17 protein-coding genes are annotated in these 17879 nt (G+C 60.6%); 6 read left to right on the top strand and 11 right to left on the bottom strand.

All coding sequences use genetic code 11. The annotated features are described in order from the left end of the window. Window positions 1-105: 105 nt before the first annotated feature. Window positions 106-1314, top strand: a complete 1209-nt coding sequence (locus HHL27_RS21285) for an AAA family ATPase (RefSeq protein WP_169495399.1) — start codon at window positions 106-108, stop codon at window positions 1312-1314. 6 nt (window positions 1315-1320) lie between these two features. Beyond that, window positions 1321-3846 (top strand): S8 family peptidase, encoded by a 2526-nt coding sequence (locus HHL27_RS21280; protein ID WP_169495398.1) that lies wholly within the window; start codon window positions 1321-1323, stop codon window positions 3844-3846. A gap of 128 nt (window positions 3847-3974) precedes the next feature. On the opposite strand, the gene HHL27_RS21275 is transcribed toward HHL27_RS21280, so the two are convergent. Then, entirely contained in the window at window positions 3975-5426 is a 1452-nt protein-coding gene (locus tag HHL27_RS21275; RefSeq protein ID WP_206069775.1) for a hypothetical protein, read from the bottom strand. Here HHL27_RS21275 and HHL27_RS21270 point away from each other — a divergent pair. The 3 genes from HHL27_RS21270 to HHL27_RS21260 all read left to right on the top strand — a co-directional run bounded on the left by HHL27_RS21270 (window position 5416) and on the right by HHL27_RS21260 (window position 8963). Further along, complete coding sequence (locus tag HHL27_RS21270) at window positions 5416-6678, top strand: YiiX/YebB-like N1pC/P60 family cysteine hydrolase (protein ID WP_169495397.1); 1263 nt, start codon at window positions 5416-5418, stop codon at window positions 6676-6678. The two genes, HHL27_RS21275 and HHL27_RS21270, sit on opposite strands and share 11 nt — an antisense overlap. A gap of 92 nt (window positions 6679-6770) precedes the next feature. Continuing rightward, window positions 6771-7397, top strand: a complete 627-nt coding sequence (locus HHL27_RS21265) for a hypothetical protein (RefSeq protein WP_169495396.1) — start codon at window positions 6771-6773, stop codon at window positions 7395-7397. A gap of 63 nt (window positions 7398-7460) precedes the next feature. Beyond that, window positions 7461-8963, top strand: a complete 1503-nt coding sequence (locus tag HHL27_RS21260; RefSeq protein WP_169495395.1) for a hypothetical protein — start codon at window positions 7461-7463, stop codon at window positions 8961-8963. A gap of 71 nt (window positions 8964-9034) precedes the next feature. On the opposite strand, the gene HHL27_RS21255 is transcribed toward HHL27_RS21260, so the two are convergent. Next, window positions 9035-9352, bottom strand: coding sequence for a hypothetical protein (locus HHL27_RS21255; protein WP_169495394.1), 318 nt, complete (start codon window positions 9350-9352; stop codon window positions 9035-9037). A 4-nt stretch (window positions 9353-9356) separates the two neighbouring features. After that, window positions 9357-9764 carry a DUF3768 domain-containing protein gene (locus HHL27_RS21250; protein ID WP_169495393.1) on the bottom strand — a complete coding sequence of 136 codons (408 nt, stop codon included), beginning with the start codon at window positions 9762-9764 and terminating at the stop codon, window positions 9357-9359. 108 nt (window positions 9765-9872) lie between these two features. Between HHL27_RS21250 and HHL27_RS21245 the strand changes: the two genes are divergently transcribed. Then, complete coding sequence (locus HHL27_RS21245; RefSeq protein WP_169495392.1) at window positions 9873-10361, top strand: hypothetical protein; 489 nt, start codon at window positions 9873-9875, stop codon at window positions 10359-10361. On the opposite strand, the gene HHL27_RS21240 is transcribed toward HHL27_RS21245, so the two are convergent. From HHL27_RS21240 to HHL27_RS21205, 8 genes are all read right to left on the bottom strand, one after another. Continuing rightward, complete coding sequence (locus HHL27_RS21240; protein WP_124811518.1) at window positions 10355-10588, bottom strand: hypothetical protein; 234 nt, start codon at window positions 10586-10588, stop codon at window positions 10355-10357. The two genes, HHL27_RS21245 and HHL27_RS21240, sit on opposite strands and share 7 nt — an antisense overlap. 24 nt (window positions 10589-10612) lie before the next feature. Continuing rightward, the gene (locus HHL27_RS21235; RefSeq protein ID WP_169495391.1) at window positions 10613-10939 is read right to left on the bottom strand and encodes a DUF6927 domain-containing protein; all 327 of its coding nucleotides are present in this window, start codon (window positions 10937-10939) and stop codon (window positions 10613-10615) included. Window positions 10940-11052: 113 nt separating this feature from the next. Next, window positions 11053-12894, bottom strand: a complete 1842-nt coding sequence (locus HHL27_RS21230; protein ID WP_011906624.1) for a reverse transcriptase domain-containing protein — start codon at window positions 12892-12894, stop codon at window positions 11053-11055. A 584-nt stretch (window positions 12895-13478) separates the two neighbouring features. Beyond that, a complete protein-coding gene (locus tag HHL27_RS21225) occupies window positions 13479-13766 on the bottom strand; it encodes a hypothetical protein (protein ID WP_169495390.1) in 288 nt (95 codons plus the stop codon). Window positions 13767-13776: 10 nt separating this feature from the next. Continuing rightward, complete coding sequence (locus HHL27_RS21220) at window positions 13777-14433, bottom strand: hypothetical protein (RefSeq protein ID WP_169495389.1); 657 nt, start codon at window positions 14431-14433, stop codon at window positions 13777-13779. 102 nt (window positions 14434-14535) lie between these two features. After that, window positions 14536-14820, bottom strand: coding sequence for a zincin-like metallopeptidase domain-containing protein (locus HHL27_RS21215; RefSeq protein ID WP_169495388.1), 285 nt, complete (start codon window positions 14818-14820; stop codon window positions 14536-14538). Further along, entirely contained in the window at window positions 14817-15719 is a 903-nt protein-coding gene (locus tag HHL27_RS21210; protein WP_010890911.1) for an ArdC family protein, read from the bottom strand. The genes HHL27_RS21215 and HHL27_RS21210 overlap by 4 nt, the downstream gene beginning before the upstream one ends. A 44-nt stretch (window positions 15720-15763) precedes the next feature. Further along, window positions 15764-17879, bottom strand: a 2116-nt coding sequence (locus tag HHL27_RS21205) for a site-specific integrase (protein ID WP_240960196.1), incomplete at its 5' end; no start/stop codon positions are given.

The raw sequence follows: 17879 nt of genomic DNA, 5'->3' as shown, positions 1-17879 counted from the left end.
GCTCCTTGCATAAATTGCCCCAATCATCGCATTTAGAGGTTGCCAAGACGCATAATATATGGCTTTAGAGAATAAATCGGCCGGTAAAAAAGATTTGAGAGTGGAATGGAGCATTTTTCAGCGATCCAAAGTCTCTGCCGTGTTGGGCTTGAACAGGGAGATGCCCGGTTCCGTCGTCAAGTCGAGCGTCTGCGCGACCGTCTGAAAAAGGCGGGCGATGAGCGCGACGCTGATGTGCTTGGCGGCTTGCTCAACAGTGTTTCCGGCGAGGCTTCACTTGCGCCCAGCATCGTCGAGGTCTCACGCAGCCTAGTATCCGGTGACGAGCTGACCGCTAATGTGCAGGCCCCCGTTGACAGAGAAACGAGCGTTCCGCTTGCCGAGATCGTCCTCGAGCCCGGACTTGGTAAACCCGAGCCGATCTACAACGAGACCCTTCACCTTGCCTTGGCAGGACTTATTTCCGAGTGGGAGCGCACGTCCGCATTGCAAGCAATGGGCGTGGAACCATCCCGGTCTTGCCTGTTCTATGGTCCTCCCGGCACCGGGAAGACCCTGACCGCATTTATGCTGGCAGCTCGGTTGCGGTTGCCCGTGGTCAACGCCCGGATTGATGGGCTTGTCAGTTCGTTCCTTGGCACCACCGCCCGGAACATCGCGAATCTCTTCGAGTTCGCGAACCGCTATCGTTGCATGCTCGTGCTTGATGAGTTCGATGCCTTGGCGAAGATGCGCGACGACCCGCACGAAGTAGGCGAGTTAAAGCGAGTGGTGAATACGCTCCTGCAAAATCTCGATGCGCGCGCCGACCGTGGGCTAACGATTGCCATCACCAATCACGACGGTCTGCTCGATCCAGCCGTTTGGCGGCGGTTCGAGAACCACATCCATATCGGACTCCCGGATGCGCAGACACGTCTCCTCATGTTGCGCACCTTCCTTGCATCGCTCAAGTTAAACGATGACGTGCTCAAGATGCTGAGCTTCGTTGCGGGCTCGCGCTCGGGCTCGGATCTGAGGACATTCGCAGATAGCCTGAGAAGAAACCTCGCGCTTTCGGGGGACGAAGTCTCACCCGCGACCGTAACAAAGGCCACTAAAGCCATCCTACCAAGGCTGGGACTTGGTTCAGATGATCTGGAGCCAGGCTATCTGCTGGTAAAGGACGAGACCAGTTTCATTGGTGCCATCCTGCATGCAGATCTCGGCATCCGACAGGAAAGCTTGGCTCAGATGCTTGAATGCAGCCAAAGCAAAGTCTCCCGTTCTTCGAGCGAATGGGAAGCCCGAGTGGCCCAAAGCAATGCGGGGTAACGCTTAATGCCAAACAATCCGGTTCAAATTGTCCTGAACGACGAGTCCTACATCCGCGCGCCTGAACCTGGTCGCGCCGGACCGGATAAGGACTTCTTCGACGGGAATGACCGGGGATTTGCTGCCCACAAGGCTGCGATGATCGAACGCTTAGAGGGCATCGACGCGGAGCTTGCCGAATCCCGTTTCGGACCCCTTGCTTACGTGCGGGTGAAGATGCGGACAGAAGCGATCGCCAAGTCGTATCGTCCCAATAAATTCCTGTTCGTGCGAGACCAATTCCCTTGCGTTGGAGCCGGTGCTCCGGGGGAACTCTTCTTCCGTTTGCCTCGCCACTATATCCACCGCCTCCGAACTCGTTTTGATAGCGCGGAACTGCAAGGTGAGGACCGGGTCAGCCGCAATGGCCAGCCCTATCGCTTTGTATCGCGCGCGCGCTCGGAACTCGGCGCGATCGAAGAGATCGACATCGCGCCTATCGCGGGCAAGCGCAATTTCTCTGCTGCGCAGGCAGTGCAGGCACTATTGCAGCCATCGGCGGCGAGCGGCTATGTCGTCGAGTTGTTCGAGCAGCGTCCGCTCGATCCGACGCTCAGTGATGATGTCCTCGGCCTGCGCCAAAGTTTCGAAACGCTGCAGCGCGAGATCGGCGCGCTCGGTCAGGGCATGTATGCAGCACTTCTCCCCAGCCCTGGGGGAGTTCCGTCGCTGGAAGTACTCGTTACCAACTCGCGCAACCTCCCCCTGATCGAAGACCGCCGCGCCATCAAGGGGGACCTGACATTGGAGCCGGGGGTGGCGTCGGTTGACCCGAGCGTTGAGCGCCATGAGGAAGTGCTGAATGTCCTGGCCAAGCACCCGCTGGTGCGGCGCATTCGCTTCCCCGTCCTTCTCGAAGCATCTGACGCGCCAACAGTTCCGATGCCGCAGCCGTTCGTGGTGCCGCCTAGGGTCGCGGGCGGCATCTATCCGAAGGTCGGCGTCATCGACACTGGCGTAAGTTCGCACCTGAACGGGTGGGTGCACTCAAGGTACGACTTCCTCGCGGAAACCCAGTGCGACGCGAGCCATGGCACGATGGTCGCGGGCATTCTGATCGGCGCTCGGGGTGCGAACGGCCAAGAGGTCGGCCGGGAAACGGACGGTTGCGACATCTTCGATATTCCGCTTATGCCGCGTGATCGGTTCCTCGACGTGTATGGCCAGCGCGGGTTCGAGGCCTTCCTCGAGGAACTGGAGGCGGCGATCGTCGAACTGCGAGACACGCACAACGTGCGCGTGTTTAATATGTCGCTCAACATCACCTCTCCCGTCGAGCAAAACCTCTACAGCGTCTACGCGGCACGCCTTGATGAGATCCAGGACCGGCACGGGGTCGTCATCATTAACTCTGCCGGGAACCTGCAAGGTGCCGAATGGCGAGCCCCATGGCCGCGTAGGCCGCAACAGGCCATGGCAGCCCTTGCTACGCGCACCAATGCCGACACCATTTTCATGCCGAGCGAAGGCGTTCGGATGCTCTCGGTCGGCGCGCTCAATCCCCCAGATGGCGCGCACATCCCGGGCGCACCGGCGACTTACACGCGCCGGGGGCCTGGTCTGCGTGTCGGCATCAAGCCGGACCTTGCTCACTACGGCGGTGTTGGCGATTTGACTAATCAGGCGACGGCGCTCACCACTTGCGCGCATGACGGCTTCAGCTGCGAAACGCGAGGGACCAGTTTCGCTGCCCCCCTGGTCGCTAAGACCATCGCGTCACTTGATGTTATGACCAGCGAACAGCTGACGGTACGCACGCTGCGGGCGTTCGCGGTGCACAATGCGGTCGTACCTGACTGCTTGCAGAACCGGTCGCTGCGCGAGGTCGCCCGGCAATTCGTGGGCTTCGGTCAGCCGATCGACGCAGCGACCATGCTGGAAACGGACGATCACGCCATCACGCTGGTCTTCGAAAGCCGCCTCACCGTCGGCGAGCGCCGCCCGGCGGTATTGCGATTCCCGTTCGCCTGGCCTGCGTCGATGGTCGATCCCGAGACACGGGCTTGCCGGGGTAAGGTCCGAATGACGCTGGTCTATGACCCACCGATCGATCAGGCCTTTGGCACGGAATTCGTCCGGGTCAATCTCGACGCAAAGCTCCAGCAGCGCCAACCCATTGACCGCGGAGACGGCATGCCGAGTTGGAACGACAAAATCGAACAGGGCTTTCTCCCCCGTGCAGCCGGGCTGACCGCACCAGAAAAGGCCCTCATATCTCAAGGTCTGAAATGGTGGCCCACCAAGCGCTACGAAAAGGAATTCATCACGGGCGTGGGCGCTAGTACCGAATGGCGTTTACAAGTTGAAAGCATCGTGCGGGCTGAAGCGGAGTTCCCGCCCGAGGGCGTACCGTTCTCGTTGATCCTAAGCATTGACGACCCTGAACGAGATAACCCTATTTTCAACGAGATGCGCCGACAATTCGTGGCAAACCGTGTGGACCTCCACGACATTCGGACAGCGGTGCGGATCCGGTCGCGTCAGCGACGCTAATAAATTGCACCACTCCGCTAAGCGGTCCTCAGGCGCGCTTGCCTCACAAACTGCCACTCACTCCACCAAGCATGGCCAGGTCCGGTACAAGGTTCGCCTCCCCGATGTGCGGCGAGCCGCTTTTGAGCTCAGGAATCTGAACTTACGTCATCGAAATCCTTCGTTTGGATCCCGAACGTAATACTGGTCCTGGACATGTAAGGCTGGAACTCAGGCAAGAGCGACATGATGCTCCCATCGGGCTGGAGAAACTCATGGGCGGCGCCGGGGATAAGGTCTGGGTCGAGCGGTATGCGGGCGTTGGGATTGTGAAGGACGACTGCCCCTTCGATCCAGCTTTCTGAATAGTTCGGATCTCGAACGTCATGCCGGAATTCTGTCGGGCGTGGATCCCCATGATTGAGTTCTCCCCTTGCGATCCCCGAGCGCACCATCCGGACATCCCGGTTGCCAAAGCCAGCGATGTAGCCAAGGCGATTGAATTTGGTGATTGTGCCCTGCGGATTGAGGAGAACAGCGCTGACATTCTCGGCTTCGGGCAGGCCGAAGAAGTTCGAGGCCACGCGGGCTTCCCCATAGACATGTTCGACAATGCGTTCGATCTTGCGCGCGCCATCGACAATCGAATGGCGCACTCCGAACACATATTCGGTGGCCAGGGGCACAATGCGCGTCATGGCTGCGGGGGCATGGAAATCCTGCAAAGCGATTACAAATGGAGCACCGTCTATTCCGGCCGCGTCCCAATAGCGCTGCTTGTGGTAGAGTTTGCGAGTGAGGGAGCGGGCCAGTTTGATCTGAACATAATTCTCAAGGTAGGCCCGAATTTCAGCATCAGTCTGCGGGTCCGGGACGGCGCCGACCTGCGGTGGGTTTACGGTGGTGGCCTCTATGGCAAGGCGGCCCGCTGGGCTCGACAAGAGCAGATCCGGCACCACTACGCCTTCTTCATGTGCGTATCCGAGCTCGGTGAAGGCTGCGAACAGATACAGCTCCCACAATCTCGGATCAAAGCCAGTCGTCTGAAACTGTTCGATGAAGTTTCCATCTACGTCTTCGAAGAATGGCATCATCGCGCCAATGAGTTCGCGCGCGGGCGAAAATCGCTCTTCACCGATCAGCGTCTTGAAGGTGCTGTTGATCCGGTTCTCCGGGACAATGGGGGTGAAGAAATCCACCAGCGCACCTTGTTCGTCGCCCTGATGAAATGCTTCGTCTGGGAGCGCAGCATGCTTCTCGAGTGCAGCTCCAAGCCGAGCCTTTGCGTCATCGAAGCTCGGGAAAGATACGTTCTGATCGATTGCTCGGAACCGCCCGCGACCGTCTCGGCCCAATACGATCCACCCGTAGTCCCTATCGAACCGGTCCCAGGTAACAAGGCCAAGCAAGCGCTCGTCGTCGGTGGCGAACCAGCCGGCTTCCTGGATGATCAGGACAATGGCTGGCAGGCGAGTGTATCCCGCAAGCGCGTCAAAACGCTTCTGGCTGATTGCAATCATGATTTGAGCAATTGCAGTAATTTGTGTTTTTGTGTCCAGTGCCGCGATGACAGACGCGGTTCCAGCGAATATGAAGTGCATCGATATCGACAGGCTGCAACCTGGCGACATTGTTCTTACTGCCAGCAAGAGCACGACCGGAAAGCTGGTCAGATTGGCAAGCAAAGGTGACGTGTCGCACGCGATGATCTGCGTTCAACATGGGTCGATCATCGACTCAACGTCAGAGGGCGTGCAGGCCCGGAATCTTCAGCGCGAGTTCTTCAGCGACGATGAGCAGGTGAGCGCTTTCCGGTTGCGCGAGGCCCTGCCGTCACTCGAAATCCAGAAAGTCGTTGACTTCGCGCGGTCCGAGATCGGAACACGATACTCCAAAATCGAAGCTGCGCGTTCAGTCGCTCCTATTGGGAAGCCTCGCGGCAGACGGCAATTTTGCTCGCGGCTGGTAGCCAGAGCTTATGCCAGTGTTGGGATCCTTCTCGTCGCAGATCAGGATTATTGCACGCCTGAAGAGCTTCGAAAGAGCGGTTTACTGCAGGAATTGGACGACATTACTGTCCCGGTGTCCGCCGAAGAGGTTGCCGCAATGTCGAAGCGGTCAAATCCCCTGCAGCTGATGCGCGAGGCGCAAAATGAAATCTTGGCCTTTGTGCGTTCGCTTGACCCGGAAGTGGAAAACTTCACCGACGTCGATCGGGTGGTGCGGGACCACCCCGAGTGGGATGCGGCGATTGCCGATGCATATCGTAAATCAGGCTACCTTGACCTTTGGGGACACGAACTGTCAGCCCACCCTTATCGATATGATCTGGCGTTGATGGAGGAGGTCGCAGAACCGCGCCTCTTAGCGGATATGAGGGCGTACTGCGTCGGCACAATCCGCGAGTACTACTCCGGCGGAGTACGTTTCTCGGTCAATCTCGCACATTATGAAGCGTCACAGCAGGAAAGTCCCCGCGAGGCCGTTGGCTTGTTGATCGATCTCTATCAGACCCTTGTTCGTGACCACGATCGGCGCGTTGAGACAGCGCGGCAATGGCTGGCAAAGCATTTCCCGGAAGATGTCGATCAACACCTCGAGAGGATTGTACCGCACACACCGCTCTGGTTTTCAATCGTAGATCGGGTCGAACCGCGTCTTGGCGCAATCGCACGTATGTCGATCAGCAGTGAGCAATCAGTTGAAGTCTGCTCGTCGTGCGGCGACCCCGCAAATGACTACCGGATTGCGAATGCTGCAGAAGCGATGCCGGGCGTACCGTCTTTACGGCTGTGCGATGATTGCGTGGTGATCCGGACGGTTTTCGGCGAGATATTGGAAGCTATGGACTAGATCGGCCTTCTCGTTTCCCGTCAATATTCGGGGTCGGGTCACTGGTTCAATGCAAGCTGGATGCCGGCGATTTCTCGATGCAAAGTGCCGTTATGGCTGAGCTACTCCCCAACATTGATGTCGCAGTGTCCGTTGAATTGGTCGAATTCCTCGAACGAATGGCAAGGTTGGGTGAAGAATCCGACAAATTCGAAGTCGAACGCCACTGTATTCATCCAGGACAACGCCGGACCGACATCGTGAATTTCCGGCTCATCGGCGAGAGCATTCACGAGGGGCATGGCTTTCAACTGATTGCATACGATGACCGGCCGGGTCGGGTGAACGTCGAGATGCGGGCGGCGCGATGGTTGCCGGATCCGCCGACCAAGGCGGTCTATATCGAGGCGGCGCGCGGTTTAGCTGGCGAATTGCTCAGGCAGTACAATCGAGAGTTCGGCTCGCGATATCGCCTGCGGATAGGTGCGCGCCATGGCAAGGCCTTTGCAATGAGTGAGCTAACGACGACTTTGCTCGAGCGCTTCACCATTCTCGCGAACACATCGTCGCTCCACTTCTACGATTGGCAGCGTTTCTATGCGTTGGTTCGTGAAAGCCGACAGGAAATCCCCGATTACCTGTTGCGGTCCCATCTGACCAAGGCAGGATTCTCAACCCAACGGGCGGTGGAACTGGCCGAGATCTATATGCACCTCTGGGCGTTCAAGAAATTGCGGTGAAGGACTTAGGTCAAATGGGCGCGCATCGATTGATCTGTACAGCGATTCCGATCACGAAGGGTCATGCCTGAGATCACCGTTCACGTTCCTGATTTTGCCTCGATGGAAGACGACGAGGTTCGCCAACATCCACTGACCAGGCATAGCGATGGCAAGTGGAGTGCATTGTCGCAGGTGTTGAAAAGCGACTTTGAAACTGAGCGAATGAACATCAACGAAGCATGGGCGATGACCTCGCTTGCGTGGCGTTGCCCGGCTTGCAGCAGAAAAAAGATCGACATTGCCAGGAAAACCGAAAGCGGCGTCATTCTGTGCCAGCTTGAACGCCATCACGATCATTTGGGCGATCTCGCCGCAAGAATTCTGCGGGAGACCGCGTGGTTGGACAACACAGACCCCCTCTATACACAGCGCAAACGCGCTTGCGCTGCGGTCCTGCCCTTGGTCGAGCGCTTCGCCGAGACCCTGGTATGCATGGATTGCAATGCGGCTGACGCAGCGATGCAAAAGGATCTCGGTCGTCGCGTCCACCCCGACTTCAGCTTTAGCCCCGGCGAAATTGGCGCATTTGTCGATGCCCGTCCCAACTGTGCCCACGAACTCAATTTCGAAAAGGGCTTGGCGATTTGGGCGAAGGCCGACGCGGACTTCCAGCAGCGCCTCGTATTTATCGAGCAAATAGCGGGGCGATTGACCCTCGGCTTGCACGACCGTGAACAATACAACGATTCATACAACCTGGTCGGCGACCAGGATGCCCGCATGTTTCTGAGTCTTGCAACCAGCCAGCTTGGTGCCAGAGGCAAGTTGCCACAATTGTGGGAGGCTTTACGAGCAAGATCATGTGCCAGTGACGGCCATAGGTCGGCACAAACAAAAACAACTGCTCCGCGGGTTCGGGTCCCGACACCGAAGGAGTTCGCGGAATATGATCGCGCCATGCAAAAGCCGGGGCCTTGGAGCAAGACCGCTGCGGACTGGCGCTGCGCCTGCTGCTCGCGCTCAAAACAGGAGATCATTCGCCCTTCCGGGAAGGGAAAGTGGACTGGGCACATTCACGAGATCTGCGACTATCGCGAAGTGACGGATGAGCGCGCCCTGCAGTTTCGCTCAGCCTACAGGGCTGAAAGGCCGATCTTCGAGTCATACGTCAAGGTCACGATCTGCCAGGATTGCAGGCTAGTCATGACCGATGCGGGCAAGCTCAGAGCGGATGGTCGCGGGGGTGAGAACTGCCTGTCGCCGGACGTCGTCCGATCGCTGGTTCGAGAGGCCAGGCCGAATTGCCGCCATGATGTCAGCGATCAGCAGTTGCGAGAAGCGATCGAGACGAGCCGTTCATGGTCGAGCGGCGCTGACGATTTTTGGACTCACTGCCGGCAGGCGGGGGAAGCCTCGTTGCGCCTTTCGCAATATGTCGATGGGCGAGGGATGCCCTTCGCTCTCGCCAGGCAGCACGCGATCACGGACTTGACGCAATCGGGAGATCTTCCAGGCTCGAATGCCGAGGAAGTCTTTGATTGGCTGATACAAGAGCGTAAAAGACTCGACAAACAGGGCCTTTGAACGAACGGAAATATTCAAGCGGTGAAGCGGCTGCGCCGAAGGCAGCTCTGATTTTCTAATTAAACCGTCGATCAGAAATTTAGCAGGTGCGAAATGAACCGGCTTAATCGCCGTGAAGGGTTCGCGCCGCCGTTGCGCTGGTCGCCTTTAAGTCGGCTAACCAGTTCCACCGGAAGCTCAGCATATGGCAAGACCTCAGTCTGTAGCGCCTCGACAGAAGCAATCTGCCTGGGCTGGCCACCACGCCAGTGCCACAAATCGGGATCGCGGCCCGCATCGGCAACGCCGAACACCATCACGAAGAACGAGCTCAGCCCCACGTCCCACCCGACTGCAACCTCGAAAATGTCCGAGTGCTTAGGATGCGGCTTCAACGAATACCGGCTCATCGGCTCACCAGTCGCTCGCCAGCATGATCGTGACCACGCGGAAACTCTGCTGCGCGTCCCACGGCGTCTCCGACCCCCAGGAGAGCGTCCCGTCATTGGCGTAGACATCGATCTTCCAGAAGATCTTGTGCCCCTGGAACTCGACGGCACCAAAGTCGCGCTCGCCGTGAGGGTCGTTCCCCGGCTCGATCGGAGTCTCGTTGATCAGCCTGCGCAGCGCGGCCTGCCCCAGCATCAGACTGGCCTGGCGGGCGCCGGGGTCCTCGGCGTCACCAGCAAGCATGTCGGCCAGTGCCCGGGTGAACACAATGCGCGACGTCGGCAGCGAACCTGCGCGGGCCGCGTCGTTGAGCCGGGCGATCTCGGCAGTGTGGTCGACAGCGACAGGCGTGGATTGAGCAAGCTGAGTCATGGGTTCTTCCTTCCAAGATTGATCCCCCGCCGAGTGCCCCCTCCCCTCCGCTGTCCGGTTGACGGGGTCTGAACGTTCACGCTACGTTCTTTTGGAAAGGACCTCGCCATGCCCGCTCCCAGCCACCTCGACCATTTCGATCTCGACATCGGCCTGCGCGATGCCTCGTGCGACGAGAACCTGCCGCCGGTGCGGCGGGCGATCGCGGCGCTGTGCATCGGGGTCGGTGTGGATGACGCCTACCTGTCGGTCCGGGAACTGCGCGAGGCAGTGTCCCTCGTTCATGAGAACGCCTCCGGCGGACGGGCGAAGCTCGCCGGCATTCTCAGCACCCAGTGCGACGATTTCCAGCGGGCGATCTATTATTGTCTCGCGGGTCGCGGCGTGGTTGAGATGGCCGAGGCGATGGACTGGCTGCTAACGATCCTCAAGGCGCGCGGCCGGACTGCGGCCTGGCTCAGCCGCATGCGGGTTCGCCGCAAGGACCTCGTTTCGCCCTATGTCAGCGAAGCGCCCGACGGCCCGGTGGTGTCGGCCAGCGCCGACTTCGAGCTAGGGCAATCGTGGTTCGTCGAGCGCGGACCGGAGCCCTACTGATCATCCGGGTCGTCATCGTTGCAGGTGACGACCCGCGATACCGTGCGCCCCGGCGCCGCCTTGCTCGCCAGGACCACGCGGAAGGGCTGCAGCGGGTTGCCGGTCTTGACCACGGCAGTGTCGCCCTGGACGTGCTCGGCGACCCGGGTTGCGATCCGGTTGGCGTTCTCGATACTGCAAAGGCGTGCCCGCTTGGACGAGCGCTGAGGCGGTGCGGGGTCGGTCATGGCGCTACTCGCTTGGGTGCCGGGTCACGAGGCTGACGGCGCTGCGGGCGGCGGCACGATCGTCCACGCCCGGCTCATCAGCTTGCTGATCTTCACCCCGACCCCGTCGCTAACCCGGCGTAAGGTAGTCTTGCGGCCCGACCGGACCACGCGAAAGCTGCGCTCGCTCTGCCCGTCGGTGAAGGTCAGCGGCTCGGCCAAAACCAGCATGTCGCCCGGCGCCGGCTTGCGGCGCGTGGTCAGGGCGAGGCGCTGGCGGCATTGCTCGCGCCACTGCGCGGCATATTCGTTGCCGGGCGGCCCGAGGAGGTCGAGAATCGAGGCCGGGCAGTCGTAGCTATACGGCCCCATCGTTTCACTCAGTTGGGTAGGAGTGGTGCTGCTCCGGGAGTCAGCCCTGTTCCCCCCACCGAACCGCACGTGCAGCTTTCGCTGCATGCGGCTCTCCATTGCGATAATACCATTCATGTTCTCTGCTCCGGTAGTGGGCCACCATGGATCGCCTTGTGGCAAGGGACGCACAGAACCTTCGTCTTGCGCGCTCTGGCTATGGCTTTCCTCGTGGCTTGGTCTCTGTGCGCAACATCGGCCATTCCCCTGACATGATGAACATGGCAGGGGAGGTCGGATCGGCCGCACGCTTCGCATTGCGTGGCGTTCTGCCGGTCGACCCAATCTGTTCGCGAGCCGGAGAAGATTTGCGTCCAAGGTTGGACGTCCACCTTGTCCGGGTCTATCCGGTCACGGTTCAGATCGGTCATTTTCCAGACTTTGACTGATCGGGGCTGGCCGCCGACTTCATAGCCGGCGAGGTATTCCAGCCCTTGCCTCATGCGGGCGGCAACAACTCGCACACTGGATTTGTGCTTGCTTGCCAAGGTTTTGAACATGCTCCAGCGCTGAAGGTATTCAAGCCGGTTGAGCTTGAATTTCACATCGCGCGCCAGAGCGTAGTAGTTCGCGAACCCTCGCAGTTCGGCGTTGTAGGCAAGGACAATCTCGACATCGCTACAGCTTAGAAGGTGGTTGCGGTGTTTGGCCCTCAATCGGGACCATTCTCCGTATGCCTTCCGGGCAACAAACGCAGTGACCCTATCCCACGGAACATTGAGTTGCATGACTTCCGATGGCGGGCGCCGCTTGAAGTGCTGTGTGCCGTTCTGGCTTCGCACTGTCCATTGGCGTCCCGTGTAAGTCCGCACCTCGTATCCGAGGAATTTGGTACCATCGCTTGCTTTTCGAATTCCGCTCTTCTCCTCGGATACGGTCAAGGCCAGTACCTCGGTCAGGAAGGTCCTGACTTCGGCGAAGACCCCTCTCGCATCGTCCTTGCTGCCAATCACACCGATAAGAAAATCGTCGGCGTAACGGCAGTAGCGAAGTCGGCGAAACCCGGCGTCCATGGCGTCTCTCGACGGCAACGAACGCATCTGCTTTGATAAGGTGTTGATTTCGGCCAAGATGGCCTTCACCGTTACCTGATCAGCGTTGTCACTGGCTTCCAGTCGTTTGAGCCGTTCTCGCCGTTTGGCGATCCGGCCCGCCAGTCTCCGGTATTCCGGGTTCGTGGCGCGGGTCTTCCCTTTTTCAAAGGCCGTGATCCGACCCGCCATGAACTCATCGAGTTCGTGCAGGTAGATGTTGGCCAGGATCGGGGAGACGATCCCGCCTTGTGGTGTGCCGCTATAGGTCTGGGTGTGAGCCCTTCCCTCCATGACTCCTGCCTTCAGCATGTCGCGGATCAGGTCGATGAACCTTTCGTCATCGATCCTTTTCCGGAGCAGCTTCAGCAGAATGTCATGGTCGATGTTCTCGAAGAACCCGGCGACATCCACGTCGACAAGCCATTTGACGCCCGTCCAGACAGCCTTCACGTGCTCGAGGGCCGTATGACACGATCTTCCCGGTCGAAATCCATGCGAGGCCTTCGAGAAGACCGGCTCATAGATTCGTTCCAGCAGTTGGCGTGCCACTTCCTGGACGAGGCGGTCGTCTCGCGTGGGAATCCCCAGCGGACGCCGCTTTCCTTTGCCTTTCGGGATGAACACCCGACGCACAGGTTTTGGTTTGTAGGCTCCGGTCGCAACGCTGGCGATCAACGGAGCGAGACGGTCGGGACCGAAATCCTCGAATGTCTTGCCATCGATGCCCGGCGTCATCGCCCCCCGATTGGAGGCAATTTTCCGAAGTCCCTGCTCCCAAAGAAGCGGGGACCTCATCAAACGATGAAGCCCATTTACCCGTTTGCCCGACGCAGAGATCGTCGGAATGGCCTCCAACCGGGCCATCACAGTATCTGGTAGCATCAGCACACCCCATGATTTGCGGTTGAAGTATCGCAACTGCCGCCCTTCTCCCGGTGGTCGCCGGTTTCGGCCCGGTCGCCCGGTCCTTATGCGGTTGCACCGTCTCCCTTCCGGGAGCTGTCCCGGGCATTACCCCGGGCATTTGAATACTATGGCGGCTCCGTACCCATGCAGGTCAGCCGAAGCCGCCTGTTTAGGGCATCCCGTAGTTACGCTGAACGGAGATGCGACGCGTTTAGGTGTCCCTTTCGCCTGCTGAACCCCTGGACAAGGGGCGCACCGGACGGGTTGAGAACAAACGGCCAAGACATGAGACCGTTGCCAACGTCCGGATCTGGCGTGTCAGTCGCTTTCGCCAGCTTCGCGTACATAAAATGCTGCAGACTAGGATTTAAGCAGTTTAGCTTTCACCATGCGCGTCTTGCCCTGACCGGCATCATCCCTTTGCGACTGGGATGCATTCGGCCTTGCTCCAAGCATGCTATGGTCCCCCGTTCCTTTCGGAATTTCAGACCTTTTGGGTCCGAGGTAAGCTTGGCGGGCAGAGGTATCTCAACTCACCTCATCATCTTTGATACTCCGTTTCAGCGCCGCAACGGCGCACTATCCTTGTAACCGAACACTTCGCCGCTGCGCGCGCCGGGGTTCCATTTGACGAGGCAGATGATCGCGAAGGTCGCGCGCGGGGCCTCGAGATCATAGCTCTGGCAGGCAGCGTAGTAGGCGCCCGAACGGACGGTGGATTTGAGGACACGCAGGCCCGTCGCCCGGCCCTTGTCAGGGTCGGGCGGATAGGTGCACTGGTTATCGAGATAGGCCTTCGGCGTGGTGAACGGGGCCATGCCGCTGCGAGACATGAACAGCCAACCCATGGCAGTTCTCCTAGACGAGCGCCTGCTGGCGCGGATTGATGGAAAGGCCGGTCTCGCGAACGACGAGCGCGCGGAAGCTGTGCGGCGCGGCAAGGACGGCGATGTCGCAGAAGTGATTACGGTCGCCGAGGTAGTCCTGGCGGCCTTTGCAGCGGCGGAACATGACCTCGCGGCCTGGGCGGATGCAGGGGATCGAGACCTGGACGTAGAGTTCATCGCTGTGGAGCGTAATCTCGCCCGAGACCGCAGGCCCCGCAAAGTTGCTGCGCAGATCGTACTGGTCAGGTTCGAGTCCCAAATGGCGCGCCGCCACCCGCAGCGCCGAACGCGCTTCGCGGTGAAAGGCGCGCTTGGCTTCCGGGTCGTAGCCGATGCCGCGGCGGGCCAGCGCGACCAGCGCGGGCTTGGACTTCAGCTCGTCGATCTTGGCGAGGCGTTGCCGGCGCAGCGGCAGGTCTTCGGCAAAGGTTACGTCGGGCGCGTGGCCGAGTGCGATGCGGCCGACGTGGCGCGCGAGCAGGATGGTCGCGGGATCGCGAGCCGGGTCGATCCCGGCATTGCGGGCGTCCTGCATCGCATCGACAACGGCCTGGGTGGCGGTGGGAATGGTCGCGAGCGCGTCGGGCTGAAGAGCACGGCGATAGCGGAAGTCGAGATCGTAGTTCATCGGTGAAGTCTCCCTTCGCGCCCCCTGGCGCATCGGGCTCCCACCCCCTCCCTTCCCGCTCGCCATGCGAGCGATCGCTGTGTCTCCGCTTCCCGGCCGCCGTTATGCCGCCTCCTTGAGTTCGTCCGGCAGGGTCGAACCGAGCGCCGGATCGAACTGGCGCAGCCACTTGACCGCCTGCTCGGCCTTGGCGGCGGCGTGGAGGATCGCGGTCTTGTCGCCGCGCAGGATCTTCATCCAGTGGTGGATGTAGGAGGCGTGGCTGTCGTGGAGTTCGTTGGGGAGGCCGTATTCGGCGCAGAGGGTGGCTTGGCACAGCGAGGCGACATATCCTGACAGTCCAGCCCTAATCTGACTTCCACCGCCAATTTTCCGGACGCACGTCATGCCGCCAGCTCCTCGGGCTGAGGTTGCTGGGCGTGCATCCAGTCGGCTGCGGCCTGTGCCTTGCTTGCGGCGGTGAAGATGGCGCGAGGGTCGTCCTTCAGCACGCGCAACCACGATGCCACGTATGCGGCATGATCGGCGCGCGGATGGTGGGCGATCCCGAGGTCGGCGAGCACAAACGAAGCTGTCAGTTCGGCGCAGATCTCCTCAATCGCCAGACTGTCGCGCTTGAACCTCTCGGCAAAATTGCGGTCGAGCCTGTGCTTTGCGCCCGTAGCGTGGCCGGCTTCGTGCAGAAGGGTGCCCATCTGCGCCGTTGCATCCCGAAACGCGGAAAAGGTTGGCATGAAGATGTGATCGAGATCGATCCGGTAGTGCGCATCGTAGGCGCCTTCGGTGATCGGAATCTTCAGAGCCGCCACGAATGCCTCGGCATGTTCGAACCGCTCGCTCTCGGTCAATACCGCGACAGGAGCGGGCTCATAGCCCTCGACCTGTGCGAGGTTGAACACGGTGAAGGCCCGGGCGAACATGCGGCCGGGGCCGGCTTCGCCGTCGTCATGATCATCAACGGCGCGCGATGCAGCCTGCTTCCAGAACACGACGGTGGTTCCGCGCTCACCCTTGCGGACTTGTGCACCAAGAGCTGCCCACTGGCGATAGGTCCCCCAAAGACCACTGGAATAGCTGCTGGCTTCAGCGGCAATCCAAAGCGCCAGCACATTGACACCGCGATAGCGGCGGCGGGAGGTGACGTTCTGCGGCCTGGTCGTGGCAGCGCCATCATGGTGCCAAGGCATGCGCCAGTCGTCGGCGCCTGCTTCGATGGCAGAGACAATCTCGGTGGTGATGCGCGAATAGACGTCGGCTCGCGGCGTCACAGGGTGGGATCGGGACATGGCGGGTCTCCACGACGGGCGGAGGGAAACTCTCTTCCGCACCTTCAGCCCGTCACCCGAAAACCGGCCTCCTCTCCCTCTCCTGCCACACCGGTCCTAGGTGTGGCGGCACTGGGCGCGATCTGTTCGAGGACACGCTCAATCCTTGCCACCTCGGCCTGAAGCGTTACCCGCTGCGGTTCTGGAAGCCGCTTCTCGCGCAGCAACAGCCGCGCCTCGTCAGCTCCGCGCTGCCAGGCCGGGCGATGCCGTTCGGCAATACAGGCATTGGGGCAGCGGACCGGCTCGCACATGGCGATCATTGGGCCGGTCGCACCCGGTTCCGAAATGCGGTTGAGGCACAGGGCAGTTGCCGGATCAAAGAAGCAATCGGCCAGCGGGCCGACATGCAATGTCCGCGCGAGACTGCCGAGCATCGTCCGTAGGCGTGGCCGGTCGGCAATCATGGCGGGTAGCGGCGCCAACTCGTGGGCGGCAGTATCGAGTGCGGCTCCGATCCTGTTCGCGGCAGGTCCGCCAAGGCGCGCACCACCTTGCCGATCGTCGAAGTAGACGAGGATATCGTCGATCTGGCCAAGCGCGCGCTGGGCTTCGATCTCTCCCCGAAATCCGGACCGGCTGCTGCCGGCATAGCCTTCGAACGCCGCAACGCTGGCGTGCTTGTACTGGATCATGCCGGCAATCGTTCCAAAGGGCCGGTTGGCGATGTGCCAGGCAATGGTCCGGCGAAACTGGCGTGTGGTCAGACGCCAGGGCGCGCCATTGGGGCCGGCAGGAATGATCGGTGCCTGCGCCGTTCCGAACCGGTCGTTGAGATGATCGCGAAATCGGTTGAGTTGCCGGACGATCTCCGCAGAAACATGCGTCTTGGTGTTTACCCGAAGCGCGAGGACCGGCCACAAAGTCGTTGTCCCGCGCGCTAGGCTCGCCCGCGCGGAAAGCCGTTCGAGGACGGCGATGGCTTCGGCAACTGGTGCGATCGTGACCCACTCGGTCTCCTCGCCGCCTCCGCGCTTGCCCTTGTAAGCGGTGGACTTGATGCGATGCCGCAAGATCGCACCGTCTTCTGATCTGGTGACGGACAGGCATCCCCGCTTCATCGCCTGGATCTCGCTGTCCCGCATGCCTGAGAGATAGGCACAAACGACGTAGGCTGCCGACTGCAGCATGACCTCTTCGAGAGCCAGGACCTTGGCATCGAAGCGGGTGCGCCAGGGCAGGCCAGTATCGGGATCGGCCGAAATGGGCGTATCCATCCCGCCGATCTCGGTGCCGAGTTCTGCGATGACGGCGGCAATGAGGTCCGGCGCGCCGGTGGTGAGGCCAAGGTGCATGGCAGGTTCGGCCTGCGCATCGATGCCGGCATGGAGGTGGATCAGGTGGTAGTTGATCGGCGGCGTGACTTCGCTGCTTTGCAGATCTGTCCGCGTTGTGCCGTTGTGTGGGGTGGTCCAGATCGGAATCCCGCGCCGTTGTCGCCGCAAGGCGGCAATATAGGTGTTGAGGCGTTGGCGTTGCCGCGACCGTCGATCCGCATGATCAAGACCCGCCTCAGCGGCAACCAGACGGTCGCGCGTTGCTTCGAGGCGATCGAGTTCCGCCCGCGCGGCGAGGATGTCATCTGCATAGCAGGTCACGTAGCGCAGCGACCAGGCGAGCAGCGGGGTGATGATCGCTTCCGGAATGCGCGGCGTCCGGTTCTCTCCGGCGATATGCTTTGCTCCCGCCACCGAAAACGGGCTGCGGCCGGGCCATGGCTCAAAGGATAGGCGTGCGGTCGTCAGATGGTGGCGCAACTCGTGCAGGTCGAAGATCACGCGCAGCCGGGTAGCGACTGCAGCCGGACGCAGCCCGGCAAGGCGCAAAGAGCGGGCGTACCGATCGGCCAAAGGCTGATCGACCCGGCCGAGATCGAAACGACCCAGCTCTGCCTTCACGAAGTCGAAAAAGCGCAAGGTCCGGTTGGCCTCGCCGCGCACCCCCGCCGGCTCAAGCCGTGAACGGTGGCCGGGTAGATCGACATTGAGACGCGCATGAAGAATCTGGCGCAGGGCATCGGCGATGGATGGGTCGTCGATACCGTCAAAATGTACCGTGATATGGCAGCGCCGGGCGTTGTCGCGAAACACGCCGGGAGCCAGATCCCAGACCGGATCGCCG

Source organism: Novosphingobium olei, from assembly GCF_012927405.1.
Taxonomy (GTDB): Bacteria; Pseudomonadota; Alphaproteobacteria; order Sphingomonadales; family Sphingomonadaceae; genus Novosphingobium; species Novosphingobium olei.
Note: the sequence above shows the minus strand (reverse complement) of the source record. Positions and strands in the feature narration are given on the sequence as shown.